This is a genomic window from Maribellus comscasis, from assembly GCF_009762775.1.
Classification (GTDB): domain Bacteria; phylum Bacteroidota; class Bacteroidia; order Bacteroidales; family Prolixibacteraceae; genus Draconibacterium; species Draconibacterium comscasis.
Map to the genome: position 1 here is coordinate 6,742,601 of NZ_CP046401.1, position 17,567 is coordinate 6,760,167.

14 protein-coding genes are annotated in these 17,567 nt (G+C 39.0%); all 14 read left to right on the top strand.

Translation table 11 applies throughout. The annotated features are described in order from the left end of the window. Positions 1–477 carry a DoxX family membrane protein gene (locus tag GM418_RS27105; protein ID WP_158870824.1) on the top strand — a complete coding sequence of 159 codons (477 nt, stop codon included), beginning with the start codon at positions 1–3 and terminating at the stop codon, positions 475–477. Between the two features lie 11 nt (positions 478–488). After that, positions 489–2,072 carry a Gfo/Idh/MocA family protein gene (locus GM418_RS27110; protein ID WP_158870826.1) on the top strand — a complete coding sequence of 528 codons (1,584 nt, stop codon included), beginning with the start codon at positions 489–491 and terminating at the stop codon, positions 2,070–2,072. 25 nt (positions 2,073–2,097) lie between these two features. Then, positions 2,098–3,033: a DUF6807 domain-containing protein gene (locus GM418_RS27115; protein ID WP_158870828.1), complete on the top strand. Its 936-nt coding sequence runs from the start codon at positions 2,098–2,100 to the stop codon at positions 3,031–3,033. A gap of 12 nt (positions 3,034–3,045) precedes the next feature. After that, a complete protein-coding gene (locus tag GM418_RS27120; RefSeq protein WP_158870830.1) occupies positions 3,046–4,179 on the top strand; it encodes a M20 family metallopeptidase in 1,134 nt (377 codons plus the stop codon). Then, the gene (locus GM418_RS27125; protein WP_217447609.1) at positions 4,157–5,209 is read left to right on the top strand and encodes an NAD-dependent epimerase/dehydratase family protein; all 1,053 of its coding nucleotides are present in this window, start codon (positions 4,157–4,159) and stop codon (positions 5,207–5,209) included. The genes GM418_RS27120 and GM418_RS27125 overlap by 23 nt, the downstream gene beginning before the upstream one ends. 27 nt (positions 5,210–5,236) lie before the next feature. Continuing rightward, a complete protein-coding gene (locus GM418_RS27130; RefSeq protein WP_158870832.1) occupies positions 5,237–6,304 on the top strand; it encodes a dihydrodipicolinate synthase family protein in 1,068 nt (355 codons plus the stop codon). Further along, positions 6,292–7,143 carry a GNAT family N-acetyltransferase gene (locus GM418_RS27135; RefSeq protein WP_158870834.1) on the top strand — a complete coding sequence of 284 codons (852 nt, stop codon included), beginning with the start codon at positions 6,292–6,294 and terminating at the stop codon, positions 7,141–7,143. Before GM418_RS27130 ends, GM418_RS27135 begins: the two co-directional genes overlap by 13 nt. Positions 7,144–7,421: 278 nt before the next feature. Next, the gene (locus tag GM418_RS27140) at positions 7,422–8,630 is read left to right on the top strand and encodes a site-specific integrase (RefSeq protein ID WP_158870836.1); all 1,209 of its coding nucleotides are present in this window, start codon (positions 7,422–7,424) and stop codon (positions 8,628–8,630) included. Positions 8,631–8,698: 68 nt separating this feature from the next. Continuing rightward, on the top strand, positions 8,699–9,214 hold the full coding sequence (locus GM418_RS27145) for a helix-turn-helix transcriptional regulator (RefSeq protein ID WP_158870838.1): 516 nt from the start codon (positions 8,699–8,701) through the stop codon (positions 9,212–9,214). A gap of 67 nt (positions 9,215–9,281) precedes the next feature. After that, positions 9,282–9,881, top strand: a complete 600-nt coding sequence (locus GM418_RS27150) for a nucleotidyl transferase AbiEii/AbiGii toxin family protein (protein ID WP_217447610.1) — start codon at positions 9,282–9,284, stop codon at positions 9,879–9,881. Positions 9,882–10,563: 682 nt separating this feature from the next. Further along, complete coding sequence (locus tag GM418_RS27155; protein ID WP_158870842.1) at positions 10,564–11,262, top strand: RNA polymerase sigma-70 factor; 699 nt, start codon at positions 10,564–10,566, stop codon at positions 11,260–11,262. Positions 11,263–11,340: 78 nt separating this feature from the next. Beyond that, a complete protein-coding gene (locus tag GM418_RS27160) occupies positions 11,341–12,342 on the top strand; it encodes a FecR family protein (RefSeq protein WP_158870844.1) in 1,002 nt (333 codons plus the stop codon). Positions 12,343–12,541: 199 nt separating this feature from the next. Continuing rightward, positions 12,542–15,805, top strand: coding sequence for a TonB-dependent receptor (locus GM418_RS27165; RefSeq protein WP_158870846.1), 3,264 nt, complete (start codon positions 12,542–12,544; stop codon positions 15,803–15,805). Between the two features lie 10 nt (positions 15,806–15,815). Continuing rightward, on the top strand, positions 15,816–17,459 hold the full coding sequence (locus tag GM418_RS27170; RefSeq protein ID WP_158870848.1) for a RagB/SusD family nutrient uptake outer membrane protein: 1,644 nt from the start codon (positions 15,816–15,818) through the stop codon (positions 17,457–17,459). Positions 17,460–17,567 lie beyond the last annotated feature (108 nt).

Below are 17,567 nucleotides of genomic sequence, written 5' to 3' on the forward strand. Positions count from 1 at the left end.
ATGAAAGAATCAATTTATTCAACTAAACAGTTAAGTGCCTTAGTCGCCGTGCGCTTTTTAATTGGATGGCACCTGTTGTACGAAGGAGTGTACAAACTGTATTCTCCGGCCTGGTCATCTCAGGGATTTTTAAGCGAATCGCAGTGGATAATGTCCGGTTTTGCAAAGTGGATCATTTCGAATCAGGAGATTTTGAGCGTCGTGGATTTTCTAAATACCTGGGGTCTGATTGCAATAGGGCTGGGCCTGATCTTTGGCCTGTTAACCCGCATTGCCACCTTTTCCGGAATAGTTCTTTTGCTGATGTATTATTTCAGTACTCCACCTTTAATTGGTTTGGAATACTCAATTCCGGCGGAAGGTAATTACCTGATTATTAATAAAACACTAATAGAAGCAGCAGCTCTGGTGGTCATCCTTGTGTTTCCCACCGGGGCAATTATCGGCTTAGACAGGTTTATTTTTAAAAAGAAATAGGAGGGCAGAAAATGGAACATCAAAATAAAAAAAATCAGAATAACGAATCAAAAGGCGGGGAACATAAGTTGAACCGCAGGTCGGTTTTGAAGGGACTTGCCGGATTGCCGGTGGCCGGGATATTTTCGTATGAACTTTTTAAAAAGGTGAGTTACGAGAACCAAAACAAAAGTTCCTTTTTGAAAGAATTGGATTTGGAAAATATTTCTGCGCCCGCCGCACTCGAGCCTGCCAAAAATGGTGATTTGATCCGGGTAGGAATGATCGGTTTTGGAGAAAGGGCAGTGGCATTGGCCAAAGCACTTGGCTTTCTTCATCCTGAAAATACAGCCAGAAGAATAAAAATGGGCTACCTCGATGATTGGCTGGCACAGGCCGATCTGAATGTTGCCATCACCGGTATCTGCGAAGTTTTTGACCAGCGTGCACAGGAAGGCCTTGAAATTGCAGCAAGTGAATTTCGCCCGGGTGGAGGTCAACCTTCCGGGCTTCCTGTAAAACGCTATGCTAGCTATAAGGAAATGCTGGCCGACAAGGACATCGATGCTGTTGTAATCGCCACGCCCGACCACCATCATGCACGGATATCGATAGAAGCAGCAAAAGCCGGCAAGCACGTGTATTGTGAGAAGAGTCCGGCAATACGCGAAGATGAATTATTTGAACTATATGAAACCGTAAAAAGTAGCGGAATTGTGTATCAGTTAGGTCATCAGATCTCAAAAAACGCGGTATTTCAGCAAGCCAGGGATATCATTCAAAAAAATATACTCGGGAAAATTACTCTCATAGAAACAACTACCAACCGAAACACTGCTTCCGGAGCCTGGATCAGACATCTCGATAAAGATGGAAATCCAAAACCCGGAGACACTGGTTCTATCGACTGGGACCAATGGCTGGGCGACAGACCTAAGGTGCCTTTCAGTATTGACCGTTTTTATAACTGGACAAAATGGTTCGATTACGATCTGGGCATGCTGGGGCAGCTTTTTACCCACGAGTTTGATGCCATCAACCAGTTGTTACATGTTGGTATTCCAAAAACCGCAATGACATCAGGCGGTCTTTATTACTGGAAAGACAATCGTGAAATTCCTGACCTCCTTCATTCCGTTTTTGAATATCCCGAAAAGGATTTAACATTGATTTACAGTGCCTGCCTTGCCAGCAGTCGTAACCGAGGGCGTGTGATCATGGGGAATGACGCATCCATGGAACTAGGTGGCTCCTTGCAGGTTACCGTCGATCACGACTCGAACCGTTTCAGCGAGCAATTGAAAAAGGGCGTTATTTCTCCTTCTGAACCAATGCTTTCTATTAACCCAAACTCAGGTAGAGTTGATGCAGTAACATCGGCAACAGCTAAATACTACGAACAGCGGGGCCTGTCAACCACACGCATTGGCGACATTAAAATGGATGTCACGCACCTACATATGAAAGAATGGATTGACTGTATACGAGGAGGCGGAACTCCTGCGGGTAACATCGAACGAGCTTTTGAAGAAGGCGTAACTATTCTGATGGCTCAAAAGTCCTATCTTGAAGAACGAAAAGTGGAATGGGATGCTGTCAACCGGAAGATTATTTAAGCGAAAGAAGATTAAATCGAAGTTCATGAAAAGATTTACAGCTCTAATTTTATTTTCCTCAATAATCTTAGTCTCATGCAGACTGGAAAAACCGGTTACTAAAATCACATTTCAGGAAACCAGCCAGGGAGTGGAAGTACTTGAGGATGGGCAGCCGGTAATGTTTTATCAACGGGCTTTAAAATCAAACGGGGAAAATCTTTTTAATAATTATATCCATCCATTGTATGGATTAAACGGAGACACCCTGACGGAAGAATTTCCTGCTGACCACGTGTATCACCGCGGAATATTCTGGGCCTGGCACCAGATTTATGTCGGGGGTAATAGTGTTGGTGATGGCTGGATTATGAATAATATTGAACAGGAAGTATCAAAAGCTACTGTAGATAAAGCCGGTTTGCTTATATTTGAAGTATATTGGAAATCATCTGCTTATGAATATAAGGAAGTTTTTGTTTTCGAAAAAACAACGATTACAATTCATCCTAAGGAAGAAAACTTCAGAGCTATTGATTTTTGTATTTCCTTAAAAGCTTTGGTACCAAACGTGGAAATTGGTGGAGCTGACAACGAAAAAGGTTATGGAGGTTTTTGCGCCAGGATAAGGGAACCTGAAAAGCTGGAATTTACTTCAACCGAGGGAGTTGTAAACCCACAGGATCTTCAGGTTAAAGCTGGTCCGTGGATGGATTTTTCGGGTCCGATAGCTGAAAGTGGCGCATCAAAAGGAGTGGCCATACTTTGTCACCCCGAAACTCCCGGATACCCGGCAACCTGGATTTTGCGTAAGGAGCCAAGCATGCAAAATGTGGTTTTCCCGGGCAGGGATAGGATAACTGTACCACAAGATAAGCCGATCAAGCTATATTACAGGCTGATTATTCACGACGGGAATGTACAAAATATCGATATGGATAAACTTCAATCGGAGTATGGGCATATTAGTTTCAATCAATAAAAAGGATTCGAAGTGGAAAGTAAAAATGTAATAGCACTCACTAAGGAACTGGTCGCTTTTAACACGATAAATCCACCCGGGAATGAAGAGGAGCTTGCGTTATTTGTTGGAGGATTGCTTACCTCGAATGGATTTGAGGTAAATTATATCCCGTTTGAAGAAAATCGTCTGCATCTCATTGCCGAAAAGGGCTGTACTGCACAAGATCCGCCCCTTGTACTTTCCGGGCATTTCGATACAGTTCCGTTAGGAACGAAAGAATGGAATGATGATCCGTTTGACGGGATAGTTAAGGACGGAAAACTGTTTGGCCGTGGTTCCAGCGATATGAAAGGTGGCTTGGCTGCCATGATAGTAGCTGCTATCCAGGCTTTTGAGCAGGGGAGTCCCAAAGGAGGAGTTAAGCTGATTATTACTGCAGGTGAAGAATTGGGGTGTCAGGGAGCTGTTCACATGGTTTCAACTTTCCAAAAGAAGAGAGTTGCAAGAGGAATTATAGTTGGCGAACCTACGGCAAATATCCCTGCAATTGGGCATAAAGGAGGTTTGTATCTCGAACTTCATGTCTCCGGAATAACGGCGCATTCCTCAATGCCGCATTTGGGTGAAAATGCCATTTATAAAATTGCCCGTGCAATTACAAAAATTGAAAACTTTGAGTTGAATGCTAAAAAAGACGAACTTCTGGGATTTCCGACCTTGAATGTAGGGAAGGTTTCAGGGGGATTGAATATCAATTCGGTTCCCGATCGTGCATCGTTCACTATCGACGCGCGCACCACCACCAAAATAAACCATGGGCAATTGATAAAACAATTACAAACAGAGCTTGGAGCAGAAATCGAAATAAAAACACTCGTTGATCTTCCCGCTGTTTCAAGCTCTGAAGAATCACAGTTTATTCAACAGGTTTACGATGTATGTGGTATTTCAAACGCCGCTGCGGGCTACCCTAAATCTTTGCCATACCTTACCGATGCTTCGGTGCTGCAAGCTGCATTTGAAGGTGCACCTGTGGTTATTCTTGGCCCTGGCCAGCCAGAAATGGCGCATCAAACCAATGAATATTGTGCGATAACTAATTTGGAAAAAGCAGTAGAAATTTATAAAAATATCATACTGAATGGAGGAGGAAATAATGAATAAATATCCTGAAAAGATAACAAATACCGAAGAACTGGAAGAGTTATTATCGAGACCTTCGAAGGAAGTAATCGAACTTTTAAAACACTTGGATGGAGATATTATTTTTCTGGGCATAGCCGGAAAAATTGGGCCATCACTCGCTTCGATGGTAAAAAGAGCCTGCGACCTGGCCGGAGTGAAAAAACGGATTTACGGTGTTTCCCGTTTTCGGGAAGCAGATGAGCAACAACATATCGAAAACCTGGGTATTGAAACCATAAAAGGAGATCTGCTCGACCGAAATTTTCTGGAATTCTTACCAAGGGTGAAAAACGTCTTCTTTTTGGCCGGAATGAAATTCGGTTCTGAGAACAACCTCTCGCTTACCTGGGCAATGAATGCCCTGTTACCCGCTATGGTAGCCGATCATTTTAAAGATTCCCGGATTGTGGCTTATTCTACGGGTTGTGTTTATCCGTTGGTTCCACAAGAGTCGGGAGGATCACTGGAAACCGATACGCCACTGCCGATAGGAGAATATGCGCAGTCCTGCCTGGGGCGTGAGCGAATGTTTGAGTATGGAAGTACACGATACGGAACTTCGACCGCTATTATTCGTCTGAATTATGCTGTCGAACCCAGGTATGGTGTGTTGGTTGATATTGCTCAGAAAGTAAAAAACAACCAGCCCGTTGACTTAACCATGGGCTATTTTAATGCCATTTGGCAGGGCGATGCCAACAATGCGGTTGTCCGTGCGTTAGGACATGCAACCAGCCCGGCATGGGTGCTGAACATTACGGGAGAAGAAATCCTCTCTGTAAAGGCAGTTGCACAAGCATTCGGTATGATCTTCGGAAAAACACCTCAGTTTACTGGACATGAAGCACCAACGGCTTTGTTAAGCAATTCAGGAAAAGCTTTCGCTTTGTTTGGAAAACCAAAAGTGCAGATCGAACAAGTGATCAAATGGACCGCACACTGGATGCAGGAAGATCACAAACTGCTGGGCAAACCAACCCATTTTGAGGTAAGAGACGGGAAGTATTAACCATTAAAACAAAAAGGAGAAAACTATATGAAATATACCGATATCCCTGAAGATATACTTGAGTCATTTCGAAATGGCGTTGTAATCCCGGCGTTACCATTGGCGCTGGATAAAAACGGAATACTCGACGTTCGCAGACAAAGAGCATTAATGCGTTACTATCTCGATACCGGAGCCGGAGGTGTGGCAGTGGCGGTTCACACTACGCAATTCGAGATCCGTTTACCGGAATACAAACTTTATGAACCGGTATTGCAGATTGCAAAAGAAGAATTTGATCGTTTTACCGAAGAAACCGGTAAACCGGTAATACGCATTGCCGGAGTAATTGGTAAAACAGACCAGGCACTGGAAGAAGCACAATTGGCCAGAGCAAAAGGCTACCATGCAGTTTTACTTGGAGTTGCTGTTTTCAAAGAGGCCTCGAACGAAGAAATTCTCAAGCACTGCAAGGCTGTAGCAAAAATAATTCCTGTGGTGGGATTTTACCTTCAGCCAGCAGTAGGAGGAAGACGGTTGGATGTGGATTTCTGGAGGGAGTTTGCAAAAATTAAAAATGTGATTGCGATAAAAATGGCGCCTTTCAACAGGTACTACACCTTCGATGTAGTTCGCGGAGTAGCAGAGTCGGGACGTGCAGACGAAATTTCGCTGTATACCGGAAACGACGATAATATTCTGGTCGACCTGCTTTCGAAATATAAAATTGAATACAATGGAGAATTAATTACAAAAAAAATTGTCGGGGGACTGCTTGGTCATTGGGCTGTCTGGACCCGGACGGCTGTCCTTCTGCTAAACGATATTAAAAAAGGAGTGTTCGACAACAAGCTTTCGGATGCCCTGATCTTGGCGAACCAGATAACCGACTGCAACGCCGCATTTTTTGATGTGGCAAATAATTTTGACGGATGCATCACCGGAATTCATGAAGTGCTAAGAAGACAGGGCTTGCTCGAAGAAATCAGAACACTAAACAAAGATGAAAAGCTATCACCCGGACAAAAGGAAGAAATCGATCGTATTTATGCTTCCTATCCACACTTAAACGACGACCAATTTGTTAAAGAAAACCTGAGCCGATGGTTAGCTTGAAGAGATTAACAACTGAGGATATTGGAGCGGCTCTGAAACTCTCTGCTGCTGAGAAGTGGAACCAAACTGAAAAAGACTGGAGTTTCTTAATCAGCTCTCCGGAAAACATTTGTTTGGCAGCAGTGGAAAACGGGAAGGTCATTGGATCAGCCACAGCAATAACCTATAACAATGAAGTGGCCTGGATTGGGATGGTTCTGGTTGATAAAGATTTTCGAGGAAGAGGAATCAGCTTAATGTTGATTTACAAGTTATTGGAAAAATTAAAACATTGCCGTTCTATTAAGCTGGATGCTACTCCGGCCGGGCAACCTGTGTATGAAAAGGTTGGTTTCAGTGAGGAGTATAAAATTTTGAGGATGATTCACCCCACCGGTGAGTTTGAAAATATTTCTACCGGTAAAAATGAGGTAACACAGGTATCTGAAATTGATTTAAAGGATGTTGTAGATTATGATCATCACGTGTTTGGGGCAAACAGAAAGAAATTGATTGAATTCCTGTATAACCAAAATCGCGGCAATTCGTGGATGATAAAAACAGGTGAAAAAATAGACGGTTTTGCTTTGGCAAGAGAAGGGGCTCGTTTCTATCAGTTGGGCCCTGTATCGGCAATATCCCCTGAAATTGGGAAGGTGCTGATTCGGAAATCATTGGAAAAATTAAAGGACAAGCCTGTTGTAATTGACGTGTTGGAAGAAAAGAAAGAACTGGTTTTATGGCTGGATAAGCTTGGTTTTATCGTGCAGCGTTCGTTTACCAGAATGTTTCATCATAAAAATGCTAATCCAGGAAGTGGAGACAAACAGTACCTGATTTGCGGTCCGGAGTTCGGGTAATAAATGCAATATCAACTTAGTCTGGACTTTTTAATGTTCTGTGAAAAAACAAAACCTCCCATTTTCATGAAAGGTTTTTGTTTTGGTCGGGATGACAAGATTTGAACTTGCGACCCCTCGCCCCCCAGACAGAAATATTCATTTTTCATAAATTACTATTTGTTTGTATATGCTTGTATATCAGATTTATACATATTTTTCTTTTGTCATAAAATATTATTTAATTACCTTTAAATACCCATTTGTTGTACCTATGTTGTACCCAAAATTATGCGTAAATGATTAGTTTTAAGGCTGTTTTGAGGAAAAAGAAGTTGTCTTCCGGTAAATATCCGATTTATTTACGAATTTCCAAGGATAGAAACTCTATTTTCTTTCGTACTCCGTATACGGCGGAGACAAGGGAATGGAACGGAAAAAAGGGATTATTCAATCAAAACTCGATAAATTATTTGAATAAAAACCGGTTATTGCTCAAGCTTATCGATCAGGCGACAGGTATTGTTACAGAACTGCATCAAAGAAAAGGAAGTTACTCTTTGTCGGAAGTTGAAAGAGAATTTCGCATTAGTGCTAATCCTGTTCATCAAAACATATTTAAATTCTGGGAAGAGCTCATTGCCGAAATGGAAAAAGCAGGAAGAACTGGGAATGCGCGAATATATAGAGATACGTCTAAATCAGTTAAAAAATATGTGAATAGAAAAGTACTATTATTTGAAGATATTACTCCTGCTTTTCTGGAGAAATATGAAGCCTATTTAAGATCAAGAAAAGGGACTGACGGAGGAATAAGCGTGCAAATGCGAACGATTAGGGCTGTTTTTAATTCAGCTATAAAACGAGAATTGATAAAGCCAAACGTTTACCCGTTTAAAGTATATAAGGTTTCCAAATTAAAAGGACGGGGACTTAAAAAAGCACTTTCGTTTGAAGAAGTTCAAAAGTTGATAACCCTCGACCTGACAAATCATCAGCGGCTCATAAATTCCAGGAATTATTTTGTCTTCAGCTTTTATACACGAGGAATGAACTTTGCAGATATGATGAGACTTCAGTGGAAAGATGTTTCAGAGGACAGAATATATTATATACGGTCAAAAACTAAAACAAATTTTCATATAAAGATTTTGCCTCCCGTACAAAAGATTTTAGAATATTATCGAAATAAGAAAAGTCATGCGAGTTATGTTTTTCCATTACTTCTAAAAGATAAACTGACTCCGGCTCAAATCGAAAACAGGAAGAAAAAAACATTAAAGCAATACAATAAAGATTTAAAAGAAATTGCTGGATTATGTGGAATAAATAAATCAGTATCAAGCTATGTTGCCCGGCATAGTTATGCCAACAGTTTAAAGCAGAAAGGAATTTCTACCGATATAATAAGTGAATCAATGGGGCATCAAAATCTGGCAATTACCCAGGCCTACCTGAAAGAACTTGATAACTCGCTTGTTGATGAAGCAATGGAGGTATTATTGTAACGTGTTTTTTTAAAAGTACATGATCTCATGTGTAAACAAATTTGTTTATATTTGTAAATGTATTTGTCATGAGCACCATCGAAAAAAATATCGCGCTTTTAAAGGGTATACATCCGGGGATTATCCTTGAAAGGGAGTTGAAAAAAAGAAAACTTCCCAAGCGACGTATTGCGTTATCTATTGGAGAATATCCTCAACTTTTAGGGGATATTACCAAAGGAAAACGTCGCATCAATCCGGCACTATCCATAAGGCTGGGTGATGCTTTGGGGATCGATGAAAGCTTTTTTGCTGTATTACAAGCTTATTACGATATTGAACAACAAAAGAAGAAACAAGCCCTGAATGACCGGCCCAATTTAAAACTTCTGCGACCTGTTTTGTTCTGGGATACTGATATAAATTCAATTAACTGGGAAAAGAGCAAAGTCAGTGTTATAAAGCGCATTTTTGAGCGGGGTAACGATCAGGAGATTTCCGAGATAATGCGTTTTTATGGAAAAAAGGAAGTACAAGCCATCTTAGCCCGTATCTCAAAACGTTCCTCAGTATTGGAAAGCAATATCAAGAAATATCTTCAGTGAGTAAATGATCAGCCAATTAAAATACAACACTGTAAAATCACAGCTACACTCAATATTATCATGGTTGATGGCTGAAGAACTTTTCTCTCCTTTTCGTCTGGTGGGAGGTACTGCCTTAAGTTTGCAGTTAGGGCATCGTGAATCTGTTGACATTGATTTGTTCGCCGATACTCCTTACGGTGAGATTGATTTTGAGGTAATAGACAAGCACCTTAAAAATACTTTCGAATACGTTGATTCTCGTGAAGGTCCGGTTGCAATGGGTAAATCATATTTTATTGGCAATTCAGCAGAAGACTGTGTTAAACTTGATTTGTATTATACCGATCCTTTTATTCGTCCCGCTTTGGTGATTGATAATATACGGCTTGCCACCCTCGACGAGATAACAGCAATGAAGGTCGATGTTGTGAGCCGTGGAGCCAGAAAAAAGGACTTTTGGGATCTACATGAGTTGTTAGATTTCTATTCAGTCCCTCAAATGATTCAGTTGCATGAAGAGCGTTATCCATACTCACATGATGCTGATGAAATACTCAGAAACTTTACCAATTTTGAAACAGCTGATAATGATTTTGAACCGATTTGCTTAAAAGGTAAATATTGGGAACTCATTAAGTTGGATTTTGTTGAGGCAATTGAGATCTTAAACAATAAAAAATCCTAGGTTCAGTTTATTCTATTTCACTGTCTCTTGGGATCGGTATTTATTTCGTAAAGGGAGAGTGCTCCCCTTCAACCCAGTAAACACTTTCTGCAACATTTTCGGAAAATTTTCAAAAGGAAAAGAAATAAATAATGAATGGAAAAAGCGGAAGTGTTGATGTGGGATTTCAAAAAGTTTTAACCGAAGTATACGAGGTTAAGTCTTTATGAAATTGGCTTTGTGCGCAGGCAGTAATTAACTCTTCCGGTTTTGGAATGAATGGCTTTATGTCGGAAGCTTTTGAAAACCCGGAGGGCTTGTTTTTCGGAAATGTAGTTATCTTGTGGGAAGGTTTGAGTATGCTCCTTAATTCTTTCTGAAAGTTAAAATTCCGGATAAATCTTCAGTTATGTTACTGCTAACAAAAGAAATGATCGAGTCTCGGCAATGATTTCTCTTCACATAACAAGGATGGTATACGAGTATCGCGCCATAACTATCTATCTGTGTTTTTAAAGATGATACTTTAGTTTTTTCATAAGGTGTTAGCAGGAGCGTATTAAAATATATTCTGTAAACTTCATTTTTTCAGTGGAAATCATAATTGGAAATGAAATTTAAATGATTACAACGGGCATGCTGCTGATGCCAAGAATATATTACAGTAAGGTCAACTTTATTATCATTAACCGATCAAGCTTTGATGAAAATACTAGCAATATCAGAATTAAATAATTTTATTTGTGTTGAATTATTTACATTTTTACAAAAAAGTACCAATATTAATTTGGAATCAAACCAGAACATAAAACAGATACTGAAAGAAATTGCTTTTGAAGAAGATGAACGAGCTTTTAAACAGTTTTTTGATTTGTTTGCGGGACGACTTTATCAGTTCTCCTTTTCATTTGTAAAAAATAAATTGGTAGCAGAAGAAGCTGTTTCTGATGTATTTTTTAAAATCTGGCTTAATCGAACAGAACTAATTAATATTGAAAATATTAAAGGTTACCTCTTTAAAGCTACTTATCATACTTCGCTAAATTACCTTGATGACTTGAAGAGAAGAAAAGCTGTTTCTCTGGAAGATTTGGAAGTTGATTTGGGTATTGACTTGATTTGTCCTGAAACAGAATTAATTAATAAAGAATTAAAAACTATAATTGAGCAAGCCATTGAAGATTTGCCTCCGCGTTGTAAAATGATATATAAATTGGCAAAAGTGGAACAGATGAAGTATAAGGAAATTGGAGAATTGCTCGAAATTTCAGTGAAAACAATAAACCATCAGCTCTCTATTGCCTTGAAGAAAATAGGCAAGGCAATAAAATATCACCTAAATGAACAGGGAGATAATACTGGTTTTATGGTGCTTTTTCAATTGTTTATACCCTCGAACTAGAAAAATTATTTTTTTTTCGATTTACCTTTAGGACATTTCAGAAGAATTATTGTCGTAAGATATATAAGAATATTTGGAATGGAAAGCAAAAAGGTTTGGGAGAATATAGCAAATAAAGTTGCAGGAGAATTAAATGATGTTGATGAGTCAGCATTTCAGGAATGGATTGCCAAGGATTCGGACAATCAAAAAGTTTTTGATCGACTTCTTCAAATCTGGCAATATAATCCAAAACAGATTCACTATAACTCGGTTATTTACAAAAAGTATCTCCATAGAAAACTTCAATTTGGAAAACAAAAAATAGTAACTCCATTTGTTTATTATACATTACGAATATCAGCCATTTTATTTTTGTTAATTACAACAACGTTTATTGTAAAAACTATTTTAACGTCAACAGATAACAAAATTGTTTATCAGGAAATAGCTGTCCCAAAAGGAAGTCGTTCCCATTTTAATCTGCCAGATGGAACAAAAGTATGGTTGGCGAATAATTCAAGTATAAAATATCCATCCGAATTTAAGGGAGACACGCGAAATTTGGAGTTAGAAGGGGAAGCTTACTTTGAAGTAACTCATAACGAGAAGAAACCTTTTATTGTAAAAATAGGCGATAATAGGATAAGAGTGTTAGGAACACAATTTTCTGTTAGGGCTTACCCCGAAGACAAACTAGTGCGTGCCGATTTGGTAGAAGGAAAAATTCAACTTGAAATAGCAAATCGTACAAGTGGCTTTAATTCTTATGCCCTAGAACCATCACATAGTTTAGTTTTAGATAAAGCATCCGGGAAACTTAATAGATCGAGGGTCCCGGATGGCTTTTACGATTACTGGCAGAAAGGAATATATAAATTCAGGGATGAAACACTTGAAGACCTGGCCATTAAGGTTGATCGGATTTATAATACACGGATTGTTTTTGAGAATGAACGCTTGAAATCAAAACGATTTAGTGGTACAATAAGTATCGACGATAATATCTTCACTTTTATTGAAGCTGTAAAAAGCACTTCCATTGAACCAATAGAATACCGTTACGAAAAAAACAAACTATATATAAACTTTAAAAAATAGACGTGCTTATGTAAAACTATGAACTAAAAAAGCGGAAAATGCGCCAACATTTCCCGCTATTCTCAGAAACACATGTTTCTGGTATTATTCAACAATAGCTATAAAGCTAAAGTCAATAACTTAACAACACAAATGTATGAAAAAAATTAGATTACAGAGGAGGAAATGTGCATCCTTCCCGTTAAAAAAATTGGTACTTATGACTAAACTAACAACGCTGCTAATTCTAATCAGTTTTATGCAAATTTCTGCAGAAGTGTATTCACAGGCAGGAAAGCTTGATCTGAATGTAAAGAACCTTTCTATTCAGGAGATTTTAGAGGAAATTGAAGACAATTCCGAGTATCGTTTTTTTTATGACAATGCTCAGGTAGATTTGAGTAAAAAAATCTCAATAAATACGAGGCAGGAAGAATTATCTAGTATATTAAAAGAATTGTTCGAGGGAACAGATTTGAGCTATGAAATAAAAGATTATTTAATTTTAATCACTTCAAAAGATGCTAAAACACTAGTTCTTGATCAGGCGGAACAAAAAAATATCACTGGCTTGGTCAGCGACGAATCAGGTCAGCCATTGCCAGGTGTAACAGTTGTCGTAAAAGGAACAAGTACTGGTACAGTTACAGATAATGATGGTAAATATATATTAACGGGTATTGATGACGGAATAACGCTTATCTTCTCTTTTGTGGGGATGAGAACCCAGGAAATAACTGTAGATGGACAATCTTCCATTGATATTACTATGGTTGCTGACGCAATTGGTATAGAAGAAGTTGTCGCTGTTGGTTACGGTACGTTGAAAAAGAGAGATGTTACCGGTTCAATTGTATCTATTGATAATGAAACAATTGAACGGACGTCTTCCGGTGGAAATGTGCTTTCAGCAATAAAGGGTTCGGTACCAGGGCTTAACATTATTACAACTCAAGCATCCGCAGAACAAAGTTCAAATATTGAAATTAGAGGTGTAAAATCCATTACAGCAAGCAATCAACCGTTAATAATTGTAGATGGAATACCGTTTTCCGGTAGTTTGTCGGAATTTCCAACTGCAGATATTGGATCAATTGAAGTATTAAAAGATGCATCCTCTTCTGCTATTTACGGTTCAAGAGGAGCCAACGGAGTAATAATAATAACAACAAAAAAAGGCGAATCGGGTAAAACAAGGGTGCAGATTCAATCAAAAGTTGGATTTTTGGAGTTAGCCAAGAAACCAGATATTTTTACAGGACCTGAATTTTATGATAAAAAGTTAGAATATAATAGTAGAACGTTTGGATTAACTGATCCTGAAGAAATTTTTACCCCGTCGGAATTAGAACTATATAATGCAGGTACATATACTGATTGGATTGATGTTGTAACCCGGGTGGGCAAACAACAGGAGCATACCATTTCCTTGTCCGGAAGTGATGAAGAACAATCCTTTTATGTTTCCGGTAACTTTTTACAAGTTAAAGGTATAGCGAAAAATGATGATTTTAGCAGGTATTCGTTTCGATTTAATTATAACAATACTCTTACTCCCTGGTTAAAATTTGCTACCAACACTTCATTGGTATTCTTGGACAGGGATGGACTCCCAGCCGACTTTCGTGATGCCTATTATATGAATCCGTTGTCACTTGCATATAACGAAGATGGTACAATAAAAAGATATCCCTGGCCTGAAAGACTTGAATTTGCAAGTCCGCTGGATGGTTTGGTTGCTGACGATATCAACAGGGAATATAAGGTTTTTTCCAATAATTACCTCGATGTGGATATTCCATTTATTTCTGGATTAAATTACAGGCTTAATACAGGCGTTACCTTCAGATTCAGAAATAATGAAACCTATTATAATAGAGAAACTAAAACAGGTTTTGAAAGTGGTGGAATTTCTAATGTAAATAGCAATTATAATACAAATTACCTTGTTGAGCATATATTAAGTTATAGAAAGGATATTGAGGATCATTCCATATTTTTGACCGGTTTATACAGTTTTCAAAAAGATGAGTACAGGCAGAGAGGGATTTCATCCAGTGGATTTACAAGCGATATTCTCACTACCTGGCAAGCCAGTGGTGCAGCACTCGCAATTCCTTCTTCCAACTTTGTAAGTTCTAGTTTAGTATCGCAGATGGCCAGATTGAATTATTCGTTTAAACAACGTTATTCTTTAACCGCAACAATCAGGCGCGATGGATATTCCGGATTTGGTGCCGATACCAAATATGGTGTCTTTCCTTCAGTGGGGGCAGCTTGGAATATTGGAGAGGAGAACTTTATGGCTGGCGCTGATTGGGTTAATTATTTAAAATTAAGAGCCTCATGGGGTAAAAACGGTAACCAGGCAATTGGAGCTTATTCAACTTTATCAAGGATGGCAGAAAATAATTATCTAGGTGGTGAGACAGCTACTGAAACAGCACCAGGATTTGTACCCTCGGCACTTGCCAATCCGAATCTTGGATGGGAAACAACAAGAACTATTGATGGGGGAATTGATTTTGGATTATTTGACGGGAAATTGCAGGGGGCATTAAGTTTATACAAATCAAAGGTTACTGATTTGTTGCTCAATCGCAGAATTTCAACAACACTCGGAATACCGGGTTCCAGTATTCGTCAGAATATTGGTGAAACTGAAAATAAAGGTTACGAGTTTTCTTTGAGTTCAGATATTATCAACAGCAATGATTTTTTATGGAATCTTGACTTTAATATAAGTTCATTCAAAAATAAGATTGTTGATCTGTATGGCGACGGACAGGATGATGTATTAAACCGATGGTTTATAGGAGAACCTATAGAAGTAATATTTGGATATGTACACGATGGTATTTGGCAGTTGGGTGAAGAAGACGAAATAGCTAATAGCCCATTACCAGATAAATTTCCTGGAGCTACTAAGGTGTTGGATGCCAGTGGTGATGGAGTAATTGATGAGGATGATCGAAGAATTCAGGGATCCGTATATCCTGATTTTCGTACAGGTCTGAATTCATACATTCAATACAAGGATTTCTCTGTGAACTTAATGTTTTATGCAGTGGTTGGTGTGAAAAAAGTTAATGCCGCTGGTTTGTTGGCACATACCTGGGAATACAGAAGAAATAACGGAGCTTATTGGGATTACTGGACTGAAGACAATCCTACCAACAAATACTATGTAAACCATGGTGAAAATAATTCTGGGTATCCAGTTCTGTTTTTACAGGATGCCAGTTATTTGAGACTCAGAGATATAAAAGTGAGCTATAATTTTAAAAACTTACTTTCTGATGTGGTTAAGTTACAGGATTGTACCCTCTTTTTCAATGTGGACAATGTATTCACCGTCACCAAATGGCAAGGTATGGACCCTGAATTAATTGGCGCTAGCGAGGCTTTTGATGCTTCACAGTGGGATGTCGTTCCGGTTCCTCCTCAAAGAACATATTTATTTGGATTGAATCTTAAATTTTAAACCTATGAAAATGAAAAAGATATTATTAACAATAGGAATATTTGCCGTGTTTTTTAATTCATGTGTAAAAGATGATTTTTTAGATGAAGACTTAAAAAATATAATTTCGGCAGATAATTTATATTTAAACTATTCCGGGTTTCAGGCGGGGCTTAACGGCATGTATGCACTTATGCTCCTAGAAAAAGGGAATACTCCAAACAATTCTAATTATGTACACGATGTTATAACTATGTCCGGAACAGATGTTGCTTGTGATGGCCTATGGAGTGGATGGGGTACAAGTACCGGTATAAACCTTTATGACGGAAGGTTTACGCCAGAAGATGGAAACTTGCTTAATACGTGGTCGTGGATTTGGAGGGTTGTTAACGCGGCGAATACCTTAATTAATCGTGCAGAAGAACCATCGGTTGATTGGCAGGGGGCTAACGAAGCTGACAATATCAAAAAGAAAAATGAGGTAATCGGAGAAGCCAGATGCGTAAGGGCATGGGCTTATCGTCACCTTGTCAATTTGTGGAACGAAGTTCCTTTGGTACTTGAAGAGTCGACAGGTACAATTATAGATGAACTCAGGTTTCCAGCTACACGCGCAGATATTGAAGCGCAAATGGAAGCTGACTGGCTTTTTGCTTCTGAAAACTTACCATCTGTTGCTGCCGTACCCGGCAAGGTATCTAGTGCAGTTGCTAACCACTACCTCGCCGAATTATATTTAGTATGGGGAGATAATGGAAAAGCGGAACAGTATGCAAATAAGGTTATAACAAGTGGAGATTACCAATTGGTTACCGAACGTTATGGAGTTGAAAAAGATCAACCAGGAACTCCGTTTACCGACATGTTTATCAATGGTAATATTAACAGGAATCAGGGAAATACAGAAGTGCTTTGGGCCTGGCAGCGTGAGTATCAGGTAAATGGAGGTGAATCTGGAAATTCTACTGAACGCAGGATGAAAGTTTTTGCCTATTGGATGTGGCCAATAGATGGGGTGAGTCTTGCGGTAACCGAAGGCAGAGGTGGAAGATCATTATTTGGTTTTATGATTACAAAATGGTCAATTGATAATTTTGGTGTCGGAGACGACCGTGGTGGATATTATGGATTAAGAAAGTTTTACATTATTGAAGAAGGAGATAACCTTGGTGATACAGATTTTTCAGTTGGAGACACGCTTTGGATGGATTGGTCACAGCCTGAACAGGGAGGAATTACAAGGAAATGGCCTTCAGTAACGAAGTTTGACTGGGCTCCTGAAGGCAATTTGGCAATTGGGTGGACGGTGAAAGAAACTCCTTACATACGTTTAGCTGATACCTATTTACTTTTAGCAGAAGCCTTGATGAAACAGGAGAGATATGGAGATGCTGCTGAGGCACTGAATGTAGTGAGAAGAAGAGCAAATGCACCGGATATCAGTGCAGGCGATGTAGATATCGATTTTATCCTTGATGAAAGAGCCCGTGAATTATTAATGGAAGAGCACAGACGATACACATTAATCCGTACTGGTAAATATGTGGAAAGATCCAATGCCTTTAATGCAAGGGCCGCAGGAAATATTACGGATCAATATAAATATATGCCGATACCACAGGAAATCATTGACGAAAATCCTGATTTTCCGCAAACCATAGGTTGGAGATAAAATCAATTCGGGAGTACAAGGTATAAGAATTTGTAAAAACCAGAAAGCCTGCCTCTATATTCTTAGAGGCGGGCGGTTCTGAAAAACATTAATGGCAGGTAGCCTATT

What these genes read in the sequence shown, in the direction of transcription:
- GM418_RS27105 (WP_158870824.1), top strand. Translation starts at nt 1, where the DNA reads ATGAAAGAATCAATTTATTCAACTAAACAGTTAAGTGCCTTAGTCGCC.
- GM418_RS27110 (WP_158870826.1), top strand. Translation starts at nt 489, where the DNA reads ATGGAACATCAAAATAAAAAAAATCAGAATAACGAATCAAAAGGCGGG.
- GM418_RS27115 (WP_158870828.1), top strand. Translation starts at nt 2,098, where the DNA reads ATGAAAAGATTTACAGCTCTAATTTTATTTTCCTCAATAATCTTAGTC.
- GM418_RS27125 (WP_217447609.1), top strand. Translation starts at nt 4,157, where the DNA reads ATGGAGGAGGAAATAATGAATAAATATCCTGAAAAGATAACAAATACC.
- GM418_RS27130 (WP_158870832.1), top strand. Translation starts at nt 5,237, where the DNA reads ATGAAATATACCGATATCCCTGAAGATATACTTGAGTCATTTCGAAAT.
- GM418_RS27135 (WP_158870834.1), top strand. Translation starts at nt 6,292, where the DNA reads ATGGTTAGCTTGAAGAGATTAACAACTGAGGATATTGGAGCGGCTCTG.
- GM418_RS27140 (WP_158870836.1), top strand. Translation starts at nt 7,422, where the DNA reads ATGATTAGTTTTAAGGCTGTTTTGAGGAAAAAGAAGTTGTCTTCCGGT.
- GM418_RS27145 (WP_158870838.1), top strand. Translation starts at nt 8,699, where the DNA reads ATGAGCACCATCGAAAAAAATATCGCGCTTTTAAAGGGTATACATCCG.
- GM418_RS27150 (WP_217447610.1), top strand. Translation starts at nt 9,282, where the DNA reads ATGGCTGAAGAACTTTTCTCTCCTTTTCGTCTGGTGGGAGGTACTGCC.
- GM418_RS27155 (WP_158870842.1), top strand. Translation starts at nt 10,564, where the DNA reads ATGAAAATACTAGCAATATCAGAATTAAATAATTTTATTTGTGTTGAA.
- GM418_RS27160 (WP_158870844.1), top strand. Translation starts at nt 11,341, where the DNA reads ATGGAAAGCAAAAAGGTTTGGGAGAATATAGCAAATAAAGTTGCAGGA.
- GM418_RS27165 (WP_158870846.1), top strand. Translation starts at nt 12,542, where the DNA reads ATGACTAAACTAACAACGCTGCTAATTCTAATCAGTTTTATGCAAATT.
- GM418_RS27170 (WP_158870848.1), top strand. Translation starts at nt 15,816, where the DNA reads ATGAAAAAGATATTATTAACAATAGGAATATTTGCCGTGTTTTTTAAT.